The sequence below is a fragment of the Lutispora thermophila DSM 19022 genome (genome assembly GCF_900142105.1).
Lineage (GTDB): Bacteria > Bacillota > Clostridia > Lutisporales > Lutisporaceae > Lutispora > Lutispora thermophila.
The window spans coordinates 1-14642 of the sequence record NZ_FQZS01000026.1; the positions used below are offsets into that span (position 1 = coordinate 1).

The 14642-nt window shown below is 35.0% G+C and carries 18 protein-coding genes; 3 read left to right on the forward strand and 15 right to left on the reverse strand.

Going from position 1 to position 14642, the window contains the following annotated elements; all coding sequences use genetic code 11:
- A partial coding sequence (locus tag BUB48_RS14820) for a ParM/StbA family protein (protein WP_073027168.1) occupies positions 1 to 660 on the reverse strand: 660 nt, incomplete at its 3' end.
- A gap of 530 nt (positions 661 to 1190) precedes the next feature.
- Between BUB48_RS14820 and BUB48_RS14825 the strand changes: the two genes are divergently transcribed.
- Positions 1191 to 1595, forward strand: coding sequence for a four helix bundle protein (locus BUB48_RS14825; RefSeq protein WP_014253557.1), 405 nt, complete (start codon positions 1191 to 1193; stop codon positions 1593 to 1595).
- A gap of 109 nt (positions 1596 to 1704) precedes the next feature.
- A complete protein-coding gene (locus BUB48_RS14830; RefSeq protein WP_242944240.1) occupies positions 1705 to 2262 on the forward strand; it encodes a Uma2 family endonuclease in 558 nt (185 codons plus the stop codon).
- A gap of 417 nt (positions 2263 to 2679) precedes the next feature.
- Here BUB48_RS14830 and BUB48_RS14835 read toward each other — a convergent pair whose 3' ends face one another.
- From BUB48_RS14835 to BUB48_RS14880, 10 genes are all read right to left on the reverse strand, one after another.
- Positions 2680 to 3114 (reverse strand): DUF134 domain-containing protein, encoded by a 435-nt coding sequence (locus tag BUB48_RS14835; protein WP_003514273.1) that lies wholly within the window; start codon positions 3112 to 3114, stop codon positions 2680 to 2682.
- Complete coding sequence (locus BUB48_RS14840; protein WP_003514274.1) at positions 3099 to 3584, reverse strand: Fur family transcriptional regulator; 486 nt, start codon at positions 3582 to 3584, stop codon at positions 3099 to 3101. The genes BUB48_RS14835 and BUB48_RS14840 overlap by 16 nt, the downstream gene beginning before the upstream one ends.
- Before the next feature lie 17 nt (positions 3585 to 3601).
- Positions 3602 to 3958 carry a NifB/NifX family molybdenum-iron cluster-binding protein gene (locus tag BUB48_RS14845; protein ID WP_003514276.1) on the reverse strand — a complete coding sequence of 119 codons (357 nt, stop codon included), beginning with the start codon at positions 3956 to 3958 and terminating at the stop codon, positions 3602 to 3604.
- Between the two features lie 20 nt (positions 3959 to 3978).
- Positions 3979 to 4839 (reverse strand): ATP-binding protein, encoded by an 861-nt coding sequence (locus BUB48_RS14850; RefSeq protein WP_073027172.1) that lies wholly within the window; start codon positions 4837 to 4839, stop codon positions 3979 to 3981.
- Positions 4824 to 5660: a nucleotide-binding protein gene (locus BUB48_RS14855; RefSeq protein WP_073027174.1), complete on the reverse strand. Its 837-nt coding sequence runs from the start codon at positions 5658 to 5660 to the stop codon at positions 4824 to 4826. The genes BUB48_RS14850 and BUB48_RS14855 overlap by 16 nt, the downstream gene beginning before the upstream one ends.
- 1 nt (position 5661) lies before the next feature.
- Positions 5662 to 6057: a NifB/NifX family molybdenum-iron cluster-binding protein gene (locus tag BUB48_RS14860; protein ID WP_073027176.1), complete on the reverse strand. Its 396-nt coding sequence runs from the start codon at positions 6055 to 6057 to the stop codon at positions 5662 to 5664.
- A 23-nt stretch (positions 6058 to 6080) separates the two neighbouring features.
- The gene (locus BUB48_RS14865) at positions 6081 to 6914 is read right to left on the reverse strand and encodes an Mrp/NBP35 family ATP-binding protein (RefSeq protein WP_003514281.1); all 834 of its coding nucleotides are present in this window, start codon (positions 6912 to 6914) and stop codon (positions 6081 to 6083) included.
- 190 nt (positions 6915 to 7104) lie between these two features.
- Positions 7105 to 7830 carry a permease gene (locus BUB48_RS14870; RefSeq protein ID WP_003514282.1) on the reverse strand — a complete coding sequence of 242 codons (726 nt, stop codon included), beginning with the start codon at positions 7828 to 7830 and terminating at the stop codon, positions 7105 to 7107.
- A complete protein-coding gene (locus BUB48_RS14875) occupies positions 7827 to 8309 on the reverse strand; it encodes a permease (protein ID WP_073027178.1) in 483 nt (160 codons plus the stop codon). Before BUB48_RS14875 ends, BUB48_RS14870 begins: the two co-directional genes overlap by 4 nt.
- Before the next feature lie 6 nt (positions 8310 to 8315).
- The gene (locus BUB48_RS14880) at positions 8316 to 8645 is read right to left on the reverse strand and encodes a cupin domain-containing protein (RefSeq protein ID WP_003514284.1); all 330 of its coding nucleotides are present in this window, start codon (positions 8643 to 8645) and stop codon (positions 8316 to 8318) included.
- A gap of 95 nt (positions 8646 to 8740) precedes the next feature.
- Here BUB48_RS14880 and BUB48_RS14885 point away from each other — a divergent pair, with 95 nt between their 5' ends.
- On the forward strand, positions 8741 to 9418 hold the full coding sequence (locus tag BUB48_RS14885; RefSeq protein WP_023062665.1) for a Crp/Fnr family transcriptional regulator: 678 nt from the start codon (positions 8741 to 8743) through the stop codon (positions 9416 to 9418).
- Between the two features lie 97 nt (positions 9419 to 9515).
- Here BUB48_RS14885 and BUB48_RS14890 read toward each other — a convergent pair whose 3' ends face one another.
- From BUB48_RS14890 to glmS, 4 genes are all read right to left on the reverse strand, one after another.
- Positions 9516 to 10250: an ABC transporter permease gene (locus BUB48_RS14890; protein WP_073027180.1), complete on the reverse strand. Its 735-nt coding sequence runs from the start codon at positions 10248 to 10250 to the stop codon at positions 9516 to 9518.
- Between the two features lies 1 nt (position 10251).
- Entirely contained in the window at positions 10252 to 11217 is a 966-nt protein-coding gene (locus BUB48_RS14895) for an ABC transporter ATP-binding protein (RefSeq protein WP_065820899.1), read from the reverse strand.
- The gene (locus BUB48_RS14900) at positions 11189 to 11623 is read right to left on the reverse strand and encodes an ArsR/SmtB family transcription factor (RefSeq protein ID WP_073027182.1); all 435 of its coding nucleotides are present in this window, start codon (positions 11621 to 11623) and stop codon (positions 11189 to 11191) included. The genes BUB48_RS14895 and BUB48_RS14900 overlap by 29 nt, the downstream gene beginning before the upstream one ends.
- Before the next feature lie 778 nt (positions 11624 to 12401).
- Positions 12402 to 14231 (reverse strand): glutamine--fructose-6-phosphate transaminase (isomerizing), encoded by a 1830-nt coding sequence (gene glmS / locus BUB48_RS14905; protein ID WP_073027184.1) that lies wholly within the window; start codon positions 14229 to 14231, stop codon positions 12402 to 12404.
- Positions 14232 to 14642 lie beyond the last annotated feature (411 nt).

Sequence of the window (14642 nt, forward strand, 5' to 3'; positions counted from 1 at the left end):
AGGTTCTTTTCCTGTGATAATCTCCTGTATCTGAGTTTCCGTAAGTCTGATATTTGTTTTAAGAAGTTCCTGCTGTATATTGGCAATTAATGTGATGATTCCGTTGGGAAGCGAATAGCATGCTGAAACATCTATGATTCCATTTTCTACTCTGAAAAAATCAATTGTATATCCACCAATATCGATAACATTGCATAGAAGATTCCTGTAACTGTTAAACACAGTTATTAGTGCGGAATACCCTTGAGGATAAGTACGGCAATCAACTATATTAATTGCATAATCCTTTTTGTTAAAATTAAACTTTATATCCTGCCTTAAAAAATATTCCCGAAACTTTTTCTTAAGTGTTCCATAACTTATAATTGGAAGTCCTACTCCCAGAATTACATCTGCTTGGCCTTCCATTCCTGCTTTGTTTACCGCATCTGCTATTGCTGGCAAAGACAAGATGAAAGCATCCTGGTTGATTGTCTTGTCCATTTGAACACTTAACCTCTGGCCTCCGATGCTATAAAATTTACCTTCATAAATTAAAAGATTGCTTGATGAAATTGGTTCAGTATTTGATTTAGTAAAACCTGATTCGCTAATATAACCTTCACTTGTTTTTGTACATTTGTTACCATTATCAAGACCTAATAAAATCCTATTTCTCATAACAATTCCTCCAATCTTGTGGTTTTGGTTCTTCATAGTTCTTTTATTAAATCACTTTTTATAATTTCAAGTATTTCTGCAATAAAAAAATTGCTTACCTGTTAACCAGGTAAGCGTAGGAATTTATCTTAACGGAGGTATATAATGTCAACTTATATAAAATACCTTATTATAAAAGACAATTCTTTATAGTAAATCATCTATTACAAAGTCAAGTATTTTTGTTTTTCTTTATATCCTATATCCTCTTCCTCCTTATCACTTTACCCTTCTCTAAATTATATATGTATTTAGTAAATCCCCTCAATTCATTGATATAACAATGCTTTAATATACTTTTAAGCGTCAAAAATCATGTTAGGATATTAATCCTAAGTGCAAATGTTAAGGACTAATTATGCATTATAAAACTCCTTAAGCCTTTTAACTATTTGAAATAATTTTATAAAAAATTCTAGTATAAAAATTTGACTTACGCTTAACAATCCGTAAAATGTGGAAAAATCTAATATTTGAAAGGATGAATCTAAATGAGCAATGTTTTAGTCATAAGGGATTTTAAGACACTTAAAGTTTGGCAGAAGGCAAACGCTCTTGAACAAGAAATAGAAGCATTGGTTAAAGCATTTCCAAGCCATGAGCAGTATCGGCTTACTGACCAAATCATTAGAAGCAGTCGAAGTATTTCCGCAAACATAGCCGAAGGAAATACCCAACTGTTTATAAAGCGGGAATTATTCCATGCCAACGCTGCTCTTGGCAGTTGTGGCGAAACGAGAAACCATTTACTTACCGCATATCAGAACAACTATATAAGTGAAGAACAATACAAAATTTTAGATGAGAAATTCCTTGAAGTAATAAAAATGTTGTATGGCTATATAAAGATGCTAAAATCTAATTTAGATAATGAATCAGTTACAATTGACACCTAATACTTTAAAATTTTTACATACTCCATAATATTTTCTCGCCTGCAATCCTTATCCCCTTTTATTATCACTAATGGATATCGTAAAATGTTATTGGAAAGGAAGTGAAGATGTGACTCCTGAAAAGAAGATAGTAAGCCTTAAAAAATTTTTAGAAATGGATAAGGGAGAAGATAGGCTTGAATATTTTAATGGTGAAGTAATCTATCTTCCTTCCCCATCAGTAGAACATCAGCGAGTTTTATTAAATATAGGAGCAGAACTTAGGAATTATTTTAAAGGCACATCTTGTGAAGCATTTGCACTAATAGATTTATGGTTAATAAACAAAGAAAAATCCATGAATGTCAAAGTTCAACCTGACCTTATGGTAATCTGTGACAAAACAGGATTAAGAGAAAATTTATATTGCGGCACGCCTGCTTTGATTGCTGAAATAATTTCCTCATCGCATGAAAGCCATGACAGAATAAGAAAGTATATTACCTACATGGAATTTGGCATAAAAGAATATTGGATTATAAATCCCAAACTTAAAACCGCTGAAGTTTATGTCTTAGAAAAGGATGAATATAAACAGGTTTCTATTTACAAAAGCGATGATTGCGTAGTATCACATACTTTTAGTGGACTTAAAATTCACTTACAAGATGTTTTTACAAATGAATAAGTTTTAACTTTACAGGCTGTTAAAAAAAAGCCTTGGAAAGACCGCCAAATCTCCAAAGCATCCTCAAAAATCCTAATAGCCCTATACAACTAAAAAAACATTCCTAAAGTCAAGGTGTTGGCGCACCTTGGTTTTTATATACCTATACATATTATATCATATCTTTCTCCTAATTTTCATATCTGCCTATAAATTCCCATAATGTGCTTTAAGTTCCGCAATGCACCTGAATTTCCCGTAATGTACCTTAAATCTTTTAACCTAAGGATGAAAGATACAACATTCTTTTTGCTATTAAAGCAAATATAAACTATTGAATGATAAGATTATAATTCATAATTACAAAAAATACAGTTCACATGATATTGGTATATCACAAGAACCGCTTTCCTGATATCTTCAATATTATAATTTATTCTAATTTCCACACCACCTATGGCATAACCTTCTCTTTTTCTCGCAAACTACTTCCTTTGAACCACAGGAAGGACAAGTATGCTTATCATGTTCATAATTCAAATCATAAACCTTACCACAATTTAAGCATTTTAATTGACATAAACCCGAAGTATAATTCCCTCCGCTTATGTGTATTGCATTGCCTTGCGTTAGTGCTATCGCTACTTTCTTTCTTGCACTGTCTATGATATTTTGAAAAGTCTGCCTTGAAACCTGCATCCTCTCCGCACACTCTTCCTGACTAAGCCCCTCTATATCTTTTAATCTCATGGCTTCAAGTTCTTCTATCTTAAGAGTAATTTCCTCTACCTCGCACTTTCTTTTGCCTAATGGCATGAAATAAGTATTTTCTGGAAAAAATTCAACCCTTCTGCATTTTACCGGTCTTGGCATTTATTTACCTCCCTGCACTTTTTACATAATCCAATGAACATTATATCTATATCATAAATTTCTAAATCATTTATATCTTCTACGGTCTTATTTAACTCTAAATATTTTAAAGCAACTTTTCTTTCATCAATGTCTATTATATCATTACATTTGACACACTGGAAATGGATATGCAGGGGCTTTTTGCTGTAAATTTTCAATTCATAGTAACTTGCTCCATCCACAACAATTTCTTTTACTATACCAATATTACTAAATATCTTTACATTCCTATATACAGTAGCAAGACCCATACTGGTTTTTTTCAACCTTTGGTATATCTCTTCCACACTCAAATGCCTGTCAGCAAGGAAAAACTGTTCAAGTATCAATTTTCTTTGCTTCGTAAATTTATAACCGTTTTTCTCTACCAATTTTCTGATTAGAGAGAACTTATCCTTTGTCAGAGTATTATTCTTTACCCCCTCCATAAGGACACCTCTGTTATTTATTCATGACAGTGACCTTCATGCTGATGTTCTCTGCATATGCTTCCTGTGGATTTTAACTCCCCTTTTAAATATTGCTGGACAACATCATCACAAGAACCTTCTGCTCCTACAATCACATCTATATTGTTTTGGGCAAATAACTGCTGGGCTGTTTCTCCCATGCCGCCAGAGATGACAACGTTTACTCCTGATTCCTTTAGGAAGTTAGGTAGGAATCCTGGTCTATGGCCTGGATTTTGTATGAAATCCTTCTTTAACCCTTTACTTTCATCAACATCATACACTGTAAATCCTTCACAATGTCCGAAGTGTCCGCTAACAAATTTCCCTTCACTTGCAACTGCTATTTTCATTTATTAATGCCTCCTTAAAATTATTGATTTAAATATTTTATATACTTACAAATGTTATCCCACATCTGCCTTATTGCCTGATTTGCCTTGCTACCCTCATAAAAAACAATAGGCTTTAGTTCTTTAATTGATTTCATAACCGTGTCATCAAAAGGTATTTTCCCAATTAAATAAACATCATTTTTTCTGCAAAAATTTTCAATCTCTTCTGTCTTCTTCTCGTTGATATCATACTTATTAATACAGGCGAAAGTAATTACTCCGAAATGCCTGCATAACTCCATCACCCTCACAAAGTCCTCCAGACCTGACTGGGTAGGTTCTGTAACAATCAATACCGCATCACTTCCCGTAATCGAAGATATTACAGGACAACCAATTCCTGGAGAACCATCTATAATGATAAGGGCATTCCCATCTGCAAACTTCCTGGCATTACTACGAAGCATAGTTATGAGTTTTCCCGACCCTTCGCTGCCCACCTCCATCTGTGCCCTTGAAATAATTCCTTTATTAGTTTGGGTGATATAAACATCAGCAGTTTTCTTTTCTTTTAAACTGATGGCACTATGAGGGCAAACCAATATGCAAGCACCACAGCCCTCACATTTAAAAAAATCCACTTTACTATCTTTGATTGCGTCAAACTGGCATACTTTTTCACATTCATTGCAGCCTGAACAAAACTTTTTATCAATAACTGCTTTCTTTTCTCCATAAAAGTATTCCTTTCTTATATCTCTTCCATCGTAAAAAAGGTACAGATTGGGTGCATCCACATCGCAGTCTGCTTTTACTGCATCTTTTACAAGTTCAGAAAGGGCTAAGGCTATCGTGGTTTTACCCGTACCGCCCTTCCCACTTATTACTGTAAGTTCCAAGGGAACACCTCCCTCAATCTTTCTGCAATCTCCTCAAATATTTCTTTATATTCAGGCAGTTCCACAATCATTTTTCCGGAAGAATATACCTCTGCCGCTTCCCTTCGGTACGGTATAACCCCTAATATTTCTATATTTTCTTTTTCACAGTATGTCTGAATTCTGTCATCCTCGATATTATGTTTATTGATAACAACACCAAAGGGAAGATTGAAACTCCTTACAAGTTGCACTGCCATTTTTAAATCATGAAGTCCAAAGGAAGAAGGTTCCGTTACCAGTATTGCACCATCTGCATATTGAAGGGAACTTACTACATTGCAGGAGGTCCCCGGGGCGCAATCAATAAGATTTGTTCCAGTGGGAAGATTTTTTAGTAATCTTCTAATAACAGGCACTGCCATAGGTTCTCCCACATTTAAAATTCCTCTTTTGCAAATTAGGTTGCCATATTGGCCTTCCTCAATTGTCCCTATTATCCGTTTACCAAAAGTTAAAGCACTTTGCTTACACACTATCCCGCAGGCATGGCAGCCATGACAGAGTTTTTCAAAGAGCATAATGTCTTTCTTTGTTTTTACCAGTGCATTAAACTGGCACACTTTTGCACATTCTCCGCATAAGGTACATCTGCTGCTGTCCACAACAGGATAATCCACCTTAACTTCTTCTCTTTTTATTTGAGAGGGCTTTAAAAATATAAACCCATTAGGCTCTTCCACATCGCAGTCAATGTAATTGGCACCTGTAATAACAGAAAGGTTGGTGGATATGGTAGTTTTCCCTGTCCCTCCCTTTCCGCTTAATATGGCTATGTTCAACCTACCTTCCCCCTCTGAATCTCCTGCCTGTTCCCATGCCCATCCCTGCATGGGCAGGACCTGCCTGGGTTAACTCTTCTAACTTCCCTTCTTTGAACAGTTGTACAGCCGTTTCAACCTTAATGCTTCCACATCGGTAGACTTTAATATCCGAATTTTTAAACAGGTTAAAGGCATTGAGTCCCATATTTCCAGTGATAACGACATCCACATCTTCATCAATGATTTGCTGGGCTGCTGCAATTCCTGCCCCGCCTCCTGACATTTGTCCCTTATTTTCAATTGTCTTTACCAGCCCTTCTTCAGTGTCATAGATTACAAAGTAATTACATCTTCCGAATCTCACATCCAGCATGCTGTTTAAATCCTTGCTCATCGAAGAAACTGCTATTTTCATGAAATACCCCTCCAATTATCTTTTTATTTGTTTTCATTGACTGAAAGCATTATCCTTTCAACAATATTACTTACTGTTTCATCCAATGATGCATTTTGTATTGTTTTATCTTTCTCGGAAAGATTGGCTATATCACTACACATAGGCAATTCCCCAAGAAGTTTTAAGTCTAATTTGCTTAAAAACCCTTCTGTGTTTTCACTATCAAATATTCTGATTTTTTTGTTGCAATCAGGGCATATAATATAACTCATGTTCTCAACTATACCGATAACCCTAATATCCATTTTTCTAACCATATTCACTGCTTTTGCGACTATCATGGATACTAAATCCTGAGGTACCGATACCATCACTATCCCATTAATGGGAATAGACTGCATCACCGTTAGCGCAACATCCCCTGTCCCTGGAGGCATATCTATAACCAGATAGTCAAGGTCACCCCAGAAGACATCAGTCCAAAATTGCTTTACTGTTCCTGCAATTAAAGGCCCCCGCCATATAACAGGCTGCTCCTCATCTTCCATCAGTAGATTCAGCGACATTACCTTTATTCCATTTTCATTTGTCACCGGTAAAATTCCCAGTTCATTTGACCGGACTTTCTTGTCTTTTACTTTAAGAAGCCTTGGAATACTGGGTCCTGTTATATCCGCATCCAGGACACCTACTTTATAACCTTTTTTATTTAATTCTTCTGCAATAAGAGCGGATACCGTTGATTTGCCAACACCTCCCTTCCCACTCATAACGCCGATTATTTTGTTTACAAAGTTATACGGATTGTTTTCTATCATGCATCCCTCTTTTGTTTTGCAGTCCTCTTTTGTAGGACAATTTTCACAGTTAGACATTTTAAGCGCCTCCTTATGTAATTGGCATTTGCCAATTACATTATACATCCATATTATGTTATTGTCAAATGCCATTTATTCATGAATTTTATATGGATGATTTAAAATAAAAAACCTTACAGCAAATGTGACCTTTCTCTACATTTACTGTAAGGTTAAATGACTTAACACAATTCATAGTTTCCGAATATCATTTAAAACCTATAGCCTTAACAGGACATTTAGCGATTACTGGTTTTAGTTCATCTATTTGCACATCATTTAGGATTGACTCCTTCCATTTTGCTTTTTTATCAATCACCTCAAAATGCCGGGGCAACAATTTTTCACATAATCCACATCCAATACAATATTGTTCTTTAATATCAATACCAGTTACTTTACCAATGTCCTGTTCATCCTGAACAGGAATATCTTTCTTTTTTACAAATATAGTCATCAGATATGCTATTATGATTATGGCTATAACTGTCAATATCCACCTTGCTCCCATGAACTGTACCCCTAAAAACTTTGCTTCATTAGCAAGCATGGGGACTTTTATGACCGCCCATGCACTTAATATAATGACTACATTTGCGATGCTGGCACCTTTCTTTAAAAGCATTTTGCAGATTGGAAATGCAGCGTAGATAGGTCCTGCTGAAAAACTGCCCAATAAGAATGAGAATACACTCCCCTTTATTCCTGCTTTCTCTCCAAAACCTTTCATGATTACTTCTTTAGGAACCCATGCTTCTATAATTGATGTAAGTATAAATATCACAGGCATAATTTGCAACATCTCTATAATATAATACATGCTGTTTTTAACAGATAAATAAGCCTTATCGGGTATTGCGATAAATAGAATAACATACGCCAGAGATACTGCTGTCAGCAGTTTGTTCTTTTTAAATATTTCGATTATCTTCACATAATCACTCCCATCGCCAATGCTATCATAATCGCAAATACAAAACTAAAAATATTGCGTATGGTTGCAAATTTCAAACCAAATTCCCTCTTTTCCAATGGGAATGTCACCAGTCCGACCATTGTAAGAGTAGTTAGGAAAGCAACTGCCGGAATAATACTCGCACCTGCATCTACAAGAGAGCCTACCAGAGGAAACGCTACAAAGGCCGGAATTAATGTAATGCTGCCGGCCAAAGCAGAAACAATGGTTGAAATAAATGTATTAGATTCTCCTAGAGTACTCTTTATAACTTCAGGCGGTATGAAGGTCAAAATCAATCCTATAAGCAGTAAAATGCCTATTATCTGTCCGACCATATTTTTCATCATACCTTTTGCCATTTTCATTGAATTGAATGTCTTCTGCTTATCTTTAACAAGGGATGCGATAAACGCAGCCCCTGTTATTCCCCATAATGATGCTGTAAAAATATCCACCCCTCATCACTCCTTCTCCTTGTAGTTTTTAGGATTGGGTGACTTTACTACAAAGAATTCCAATATTTCTTCGTCTTGATTTTTGACATTCATTTTTGTTTTATATGGGATATTAATAATATCTCCCTTGGTATAAAGATGTGGTTCCTGTTCATTTAACTGCAAAGTCATTTCCCCACGTACAATTATCATATAAACATTGGAATTGGAATAGTGCTCAGGAAGACCTGTTCCTTTTACAAGAACCATATGATTTAGGTTAATATTCTCATCATCTACAATCTTTTCGATTATTTTGTCATCAGTAATACTGTATTCATATTTTTTCTCCACCATAAAAACTCTCCTTTCACTATGTTTAACTCCATATTATAATAAATTACAGTGACATACAGTTACCAAGGTAACTAATTTTAAGAAAGGTGGTATTTATGAGTATAAAAAATCATCTAAGTATTTTAAGACTGACAGAGTTATTTAGTGGATTTTCTACCGAAGAACTGCTTAATCTTTTCAAAGCGCAAAATTACATTATCTCGAAATACAATAAAGGCTGCATTATCCATTTTGAAAGTGAGAAATGCAATTATCTGGATATTATTTTAAAAGGGCAGGTGTTTATTCAAAAGATTGATGAAAAAGGAAATGTATTAACTGTTGCAGAATTTAAAATCGGAGATAACTTAGGAGGAAATCTGTTGTTTTCAAAGTATCCTTATTATCCCATGAGTGTAATAGCAAAATCAGATACTGAAATTTTACATATTCCTAAAGATTTAGTACTGCAACTTTGCCAGACCAGCCAGGACTTTTTAGTTAAGTTTTTAACCTGTATATCAGATAAAACTGCTATTTTGACAAGTAAAATTAAATCAATCTCCATGAAATCTATAAGGGAATCTATTATTGAATTCCTAAATTATGAGTATTACACTCAAAATAGTAAAAAAATAAAACTTAATATGACAAAGAAGGAATTAGCCGAAAGGTTAGGGATTCAAAGGACTTCTCTTTCCCGTGAACTCAATAAAATGAAAAAAGATGGGCTGGTCGATTATGATGCCCATTCTATTACCATCTGTGATTTTAACATTATCCGCAAGCCATAAGAAATAAACAGGCATAGTTTTTCTTCGTTTCAGAAATAATTATCCTACCTTGTAATCTTTTACTGCATATAATATTATTGGTCACGCCTAAAACTAATTAAAGAATCCACTTTGTTTTAATGTTTCTCAGGCACAAGTAAAATAACAAAGTAGTAAAAACTAACATGACAGAGATATTAAATATAGCATTAAAGATAGAGTTTCCCGTAATCGCACCATTAAGTATATCTGTTCCGTAGGTCAGAGGTAAACAGAACGATATCGGTTTTAATATGACCGGCAACTTATCAATAGGTATAAACAGGCCGCATAAAAACAACATCGGAAATCTGAAAAAGTTTGAAAATGTTTGGGCTTCAAATACTTCTTTTGCAGATACGGCAATTAACAAACCCAGTAAAGCAGAAGTAATTGCTATTAAAATTACTGCAGCAAGTGTAATACCCCAGTTAATTCCACTTAAATTTATGAAGAATGCTGCAAAGATAACCGGTACAAATGCATTGAGAATTCCAAATAAGATTGCTCCCAGAATTTTAGCAATGACTAACGTACTTATACTTATCGGTGCAATTAACAACCTGTCAAATGAGCGGCTTCTTCTCTCAAATGTGATTGTAACAGCCAGCATTGAAGTAGTCCCAAACAATACGCTCATCGCCATCAAACCTGACAGCAACTCTTCAATTCCAATATCTCCTTGTGAACGGATAAGTTGCATTAGTGTCCAGGAAAGCGGAAATATAATCCCCCAACTTATATTTGGCGGTTTCAAATAATAGTTTTCAATGTCTTTTCTTAAGATATTCCAAAATGCAATTAAAGTTTGCATTCTATTTCCCCACCTTTTCTTTTTCCTTTTTCAGTTTTGAGGCTTCAATGCCTGTTACTTTAACAAATACATCTTCCAATGATGGCTTTATTTCTTTTGCTTCGTAAACAGAAATTCCTTTACTGTCAAGTAGTTGTAAAATAGGAGATAAGGCTATGCGTTCTTTAGAAATAACCAGGCAAGAATTTTCTTCCGGAATCTCTACCCTGCAATTTTCAATATTATTTTCCAGTTCTTCCTTTATGTCTTTTATGCTTCTGTCAAGTTGTAACCTAATTTTATGCTCACGTTCTACGCTCTCCATCAATTCAGTTACCGTACCAATTTTTACAATCTTGCCATTTACAATAAAAGCAATCCTGTCACAGATTCGTTCAGCCTCTTCAATATAATGGGTTGTAATAAAAATAGTTTTACCTTGTTTTTTTAAGTCCAGTATTAGTTCTCTTATTTGTCTTGCACTTTCTATATCTATGCCTGTTGTAGGTTCATCCAAAAATAATATTTTAGGATTATGTATAATTCCGGCGGCTATTGTAAGTTTTCGTTTCATTCCTTTTGAATATGTTTTAAAAGGTCGTTTTCCTGCTTTAGTTAGATTAAATTGCTCCAACAATTCCATTGCTCTTTTTTCACGTTCTTTTATACTTATCCCATATAATGAAGCACAAAAGCAAAGATTATCGAACCCATTCATTTCATCATACAAATTGTTTTCGTCAGGAACAATTCCTATGATTCTCTGGACTTTCTTAATATTTTTTATCGCATCAATCCCGTCAATAATAATTTGGCCGCTGGTAGGTCTGGACAAACCAATCATCATATTGATGGTTGAAGTTTTTCCTGCTCCGTTCGGCCCTAAGAATCCAAATATTTCGCCTTTCTCAATGCTAAAAGAGATGTCATCAACTGCTACAATTTCCCCATATGACTTTTTAAGATTTGCGACATCCACAATTCCCATGATTGTCTACACACCCTTCCTCTCTATTTTCACTATGAAAGGTCTTGACTTCATTAGAACACTTATAACCACTTTTTTGTATATGACACATTTTCCGTTCAAAAGATTCACACCCTGCGTTTTCAGGATTACAAACTTCCCTTTCTATTGCAGCAAGTTCTTCAATTTTAGAAGAGAGTTTATGTAGGGTGCTTCGGTCCACATCATAGTGCATATAATAACCCTTTTTCACTCCTATAAGAAGGCCTGCTTCCCTTAAAACTTTTATGTGCTGTGATATTGCCGATTCCGACAACTCAAGTTTTCTTGATAATGCTCTTACGCAATAATTATGTTGTAAAAGCAATATAAGTATTCTAAATCTTGTATCATCGGCCATGGCTTTAAGTATCTTAGTTATCTCCATGCTTAACATCCACCCTATTTAATTAAGTGTATACTTAATTAGATTATACTTCTATTTTTTATTTAAGTCAATACTTAATTAAAAGTATAGTAAAACAATTAGTTATAGGCTCAACATAAAATGTTCCTAATAAAAAACGGGGATAAAAGATAATTTTCTCATCTTTTACCCATAACTTTGAATTTTAATTTTAGGGATAACTTTATTATTATAGAACCAACTTTATTATCACAGAGTCAACTTTATTATTACACAACATCTTCCTTTTTCCTTATCCCTAAAAATCCTTATCCCTAACTATGTATATTTAAAATAAACTCCGCTCCAAACGACTTTCCCTCAAACCCTTATGCCTTCTAGCCTTAACCCTATTCTCCTAATCTCTTCCAGATAATAAAGTCCGCTCTAAAATTCAATATTTTCATTCCATTTAATAACATTTCTTCCTTAATTCTTGTAGTAATTTTTAAAATAAAGTCGGTTCCTAATAGGGATAAGTTGAAAGGAAAAAGGTATAAGGTTGCATTTTCAAATGTCCTTTTTCAGTCTTATTTCAATCAATATATTGTTTTCAATCCCTTTAAAATTAATGTCTTTAGCCTTATTCCTTACACCTTAACCCTTCCCTCTGTAAACGTAAATCCCGCAGCCGTTCAGGATTTTTCCTGCTTCGACTACGGGATTTTGGAACGAACTTTATTTTTATAGAGCGAAGTTTATTATTATGGAGTGGAGTTTATTTCTATTATACAATTGAAATAAACTTTATTTTATTACTCTATTCTACTGTTACACTCTTGGCCAGATTCCTTGGCTTATCCACATCACAGCCTTTTTCCACTGCCATATAGTATGCCAGCAGTTGTAGCGGTATTATTGCCACAACGGGAGCCAGCAAATCGGATACTTCCGGTATGAATAGAACCTGGTCTGATATTTCCTCTACCTCCTTGTGTCCTTCTTTTGCTATTGCAAACACATAAGCACCTCTTGACTTAACTTCTTTTACATTATTGAGCATCTTTTCATATAGTCCTTGTTGAGCCATGATAGCTATCACTATAGTTCCTTTTTCTATTAAGGCTATAGGACCATGTTTCAATTCACCGGCTGCATAGGCATCAGAGTGTATATAGGATAATTCTTTCAGCTTCAAAGAACCTTCCATTGCTACTGGACTGTCCAAGCCTCTTCCAAGGAAAAATACATCCTTTACTCCTGAATATTTTGCGGCAAATCTTTGTATTGCCTCCTTATTCTCCAGTGTTTTTTCAATCTTTTCAGGCAAAATCATCATTTCGTCTTTGATAGTCTTTATTTCTTCTTTAGATAATGTACCCCTGAGATCAGCCATGTATAGTGCGATCTCGTATAGGGCTATTAGCTGGGTAGTATATGCCTTAGTAGATGCAACCGATATTTCAGGTCCTGCCCAGGTATAGAGCACATCATGGGATTCTCTTGCTATTGAGCTGCCTACTACATTCACTACGCTCAGTATCCTTGCTCCCTTTGCCTTTGCCTCCTTAAGTGCTGCAAGAGTATCCAGCGTTTCACCTGATTGGCTTATTATTATCACTAAGGTATTTTCATCTACCAGAGCATTCCTGTATCTGAATTCAGATGCAATGTCCACTTCCACCGGTATCTTGGCCAGGTTTTCTATCATGTATTTTCCAACTAGTCCTGCATGATATGCTGTTCCACAAGCAACTATATATATCTTTCTGAACTTCTCAAGATCTTCCTTAGTAATCTTTATATCATCAAGTTTTATTGTATCTGAATCCGCATCTATTCTGGAGAGCATAGTGTCCTTCACTGCTTTAGGCTGCTCATGGATTTCCTTTATCATGAAATGCTCATAACCGCCTTTTTCAGCTGAAGCAACATCCCAGGTAACATTGAAAACCTCTTTGGTGACAGGTTCACCATTTTCAGCAAAGAATTTAATATCATCCTTGGTTATTACTGCTACTTCATTCTCATCCATGAGATATATATTTCTTGTATGCTTCAATATAGCTGGAATATCTGAGGCTATATAATTTTCTCCTTCTCCAATGCCTACTACCAAAGGATTTTCCTTTCTGACGCAAACCATCTTATCAGGTTCTCTCGAGCTGATTACAGCAAAAGCATAAGATCCTTTGATCTCCCTTAAAACCTTTCTTACTGCCTCAGCCAAATCCCCTTCGTAGTAATAGTCAACAAAATGAGCCAACACTTCCGTATCTACCTCAGATTTAAATACATAGCCTTTGTCAATAAGGAACTTTCTGATCTTCTGATAGTTTTCTATTATCCCATTATGAACAACAGCAATGTCACCTTTTTCATTGGTATGAGGATGAGAATTTTCATCAGAAGGTTCACCATGGGTAGCCCATCTGGTATGGCCTATTGCCAGATTGCCACTTAGCTTCTCTTCATTGAGATGTTCTTCAAGTATGCTTAATCTGCCCTTATATTTTCTAACTAATATTTTGTTGTCATCATATATAGCAACACCTGCTGAATCATAACCTCTATATTCAAGCTTTTTCAAGCCATCCATCAATATTGGTACTGCATTTTTATCTCCGATATATCCGACAATTCCGCACATTTATTAATTCCCCTTTCAAATATTAAGGAATGGGCACATGTAGAATGTTCCCAATATAATTCTAATTCAATATCTACTTAATGCTCCTTTCAGTTTACTTTGTACCTACAATCGCTTGCGGTTTTGTAAAACCTCTATCGACACGGAGCTGTGCCGCAGGGCATCCGCCGATAACTTCGATTAACCCTGTCCTCGTCAACTTGCTTATTGCAAGTCCTGGCGCTTGCTTAATCAATCTTTGCTTTTATATGTCATCACTCCCTTCTCTTTATAATAGCCCTTCTACCCTCCTTTCTATAAATTTATAAATGTTTAGACGAATATTTTTTAATTATTCGCCAAAAACTATTCTATAGTTAATATTATATTATTACAAGTGCTTCCTGCTATACCAAGTTTGCTAAAAAATAT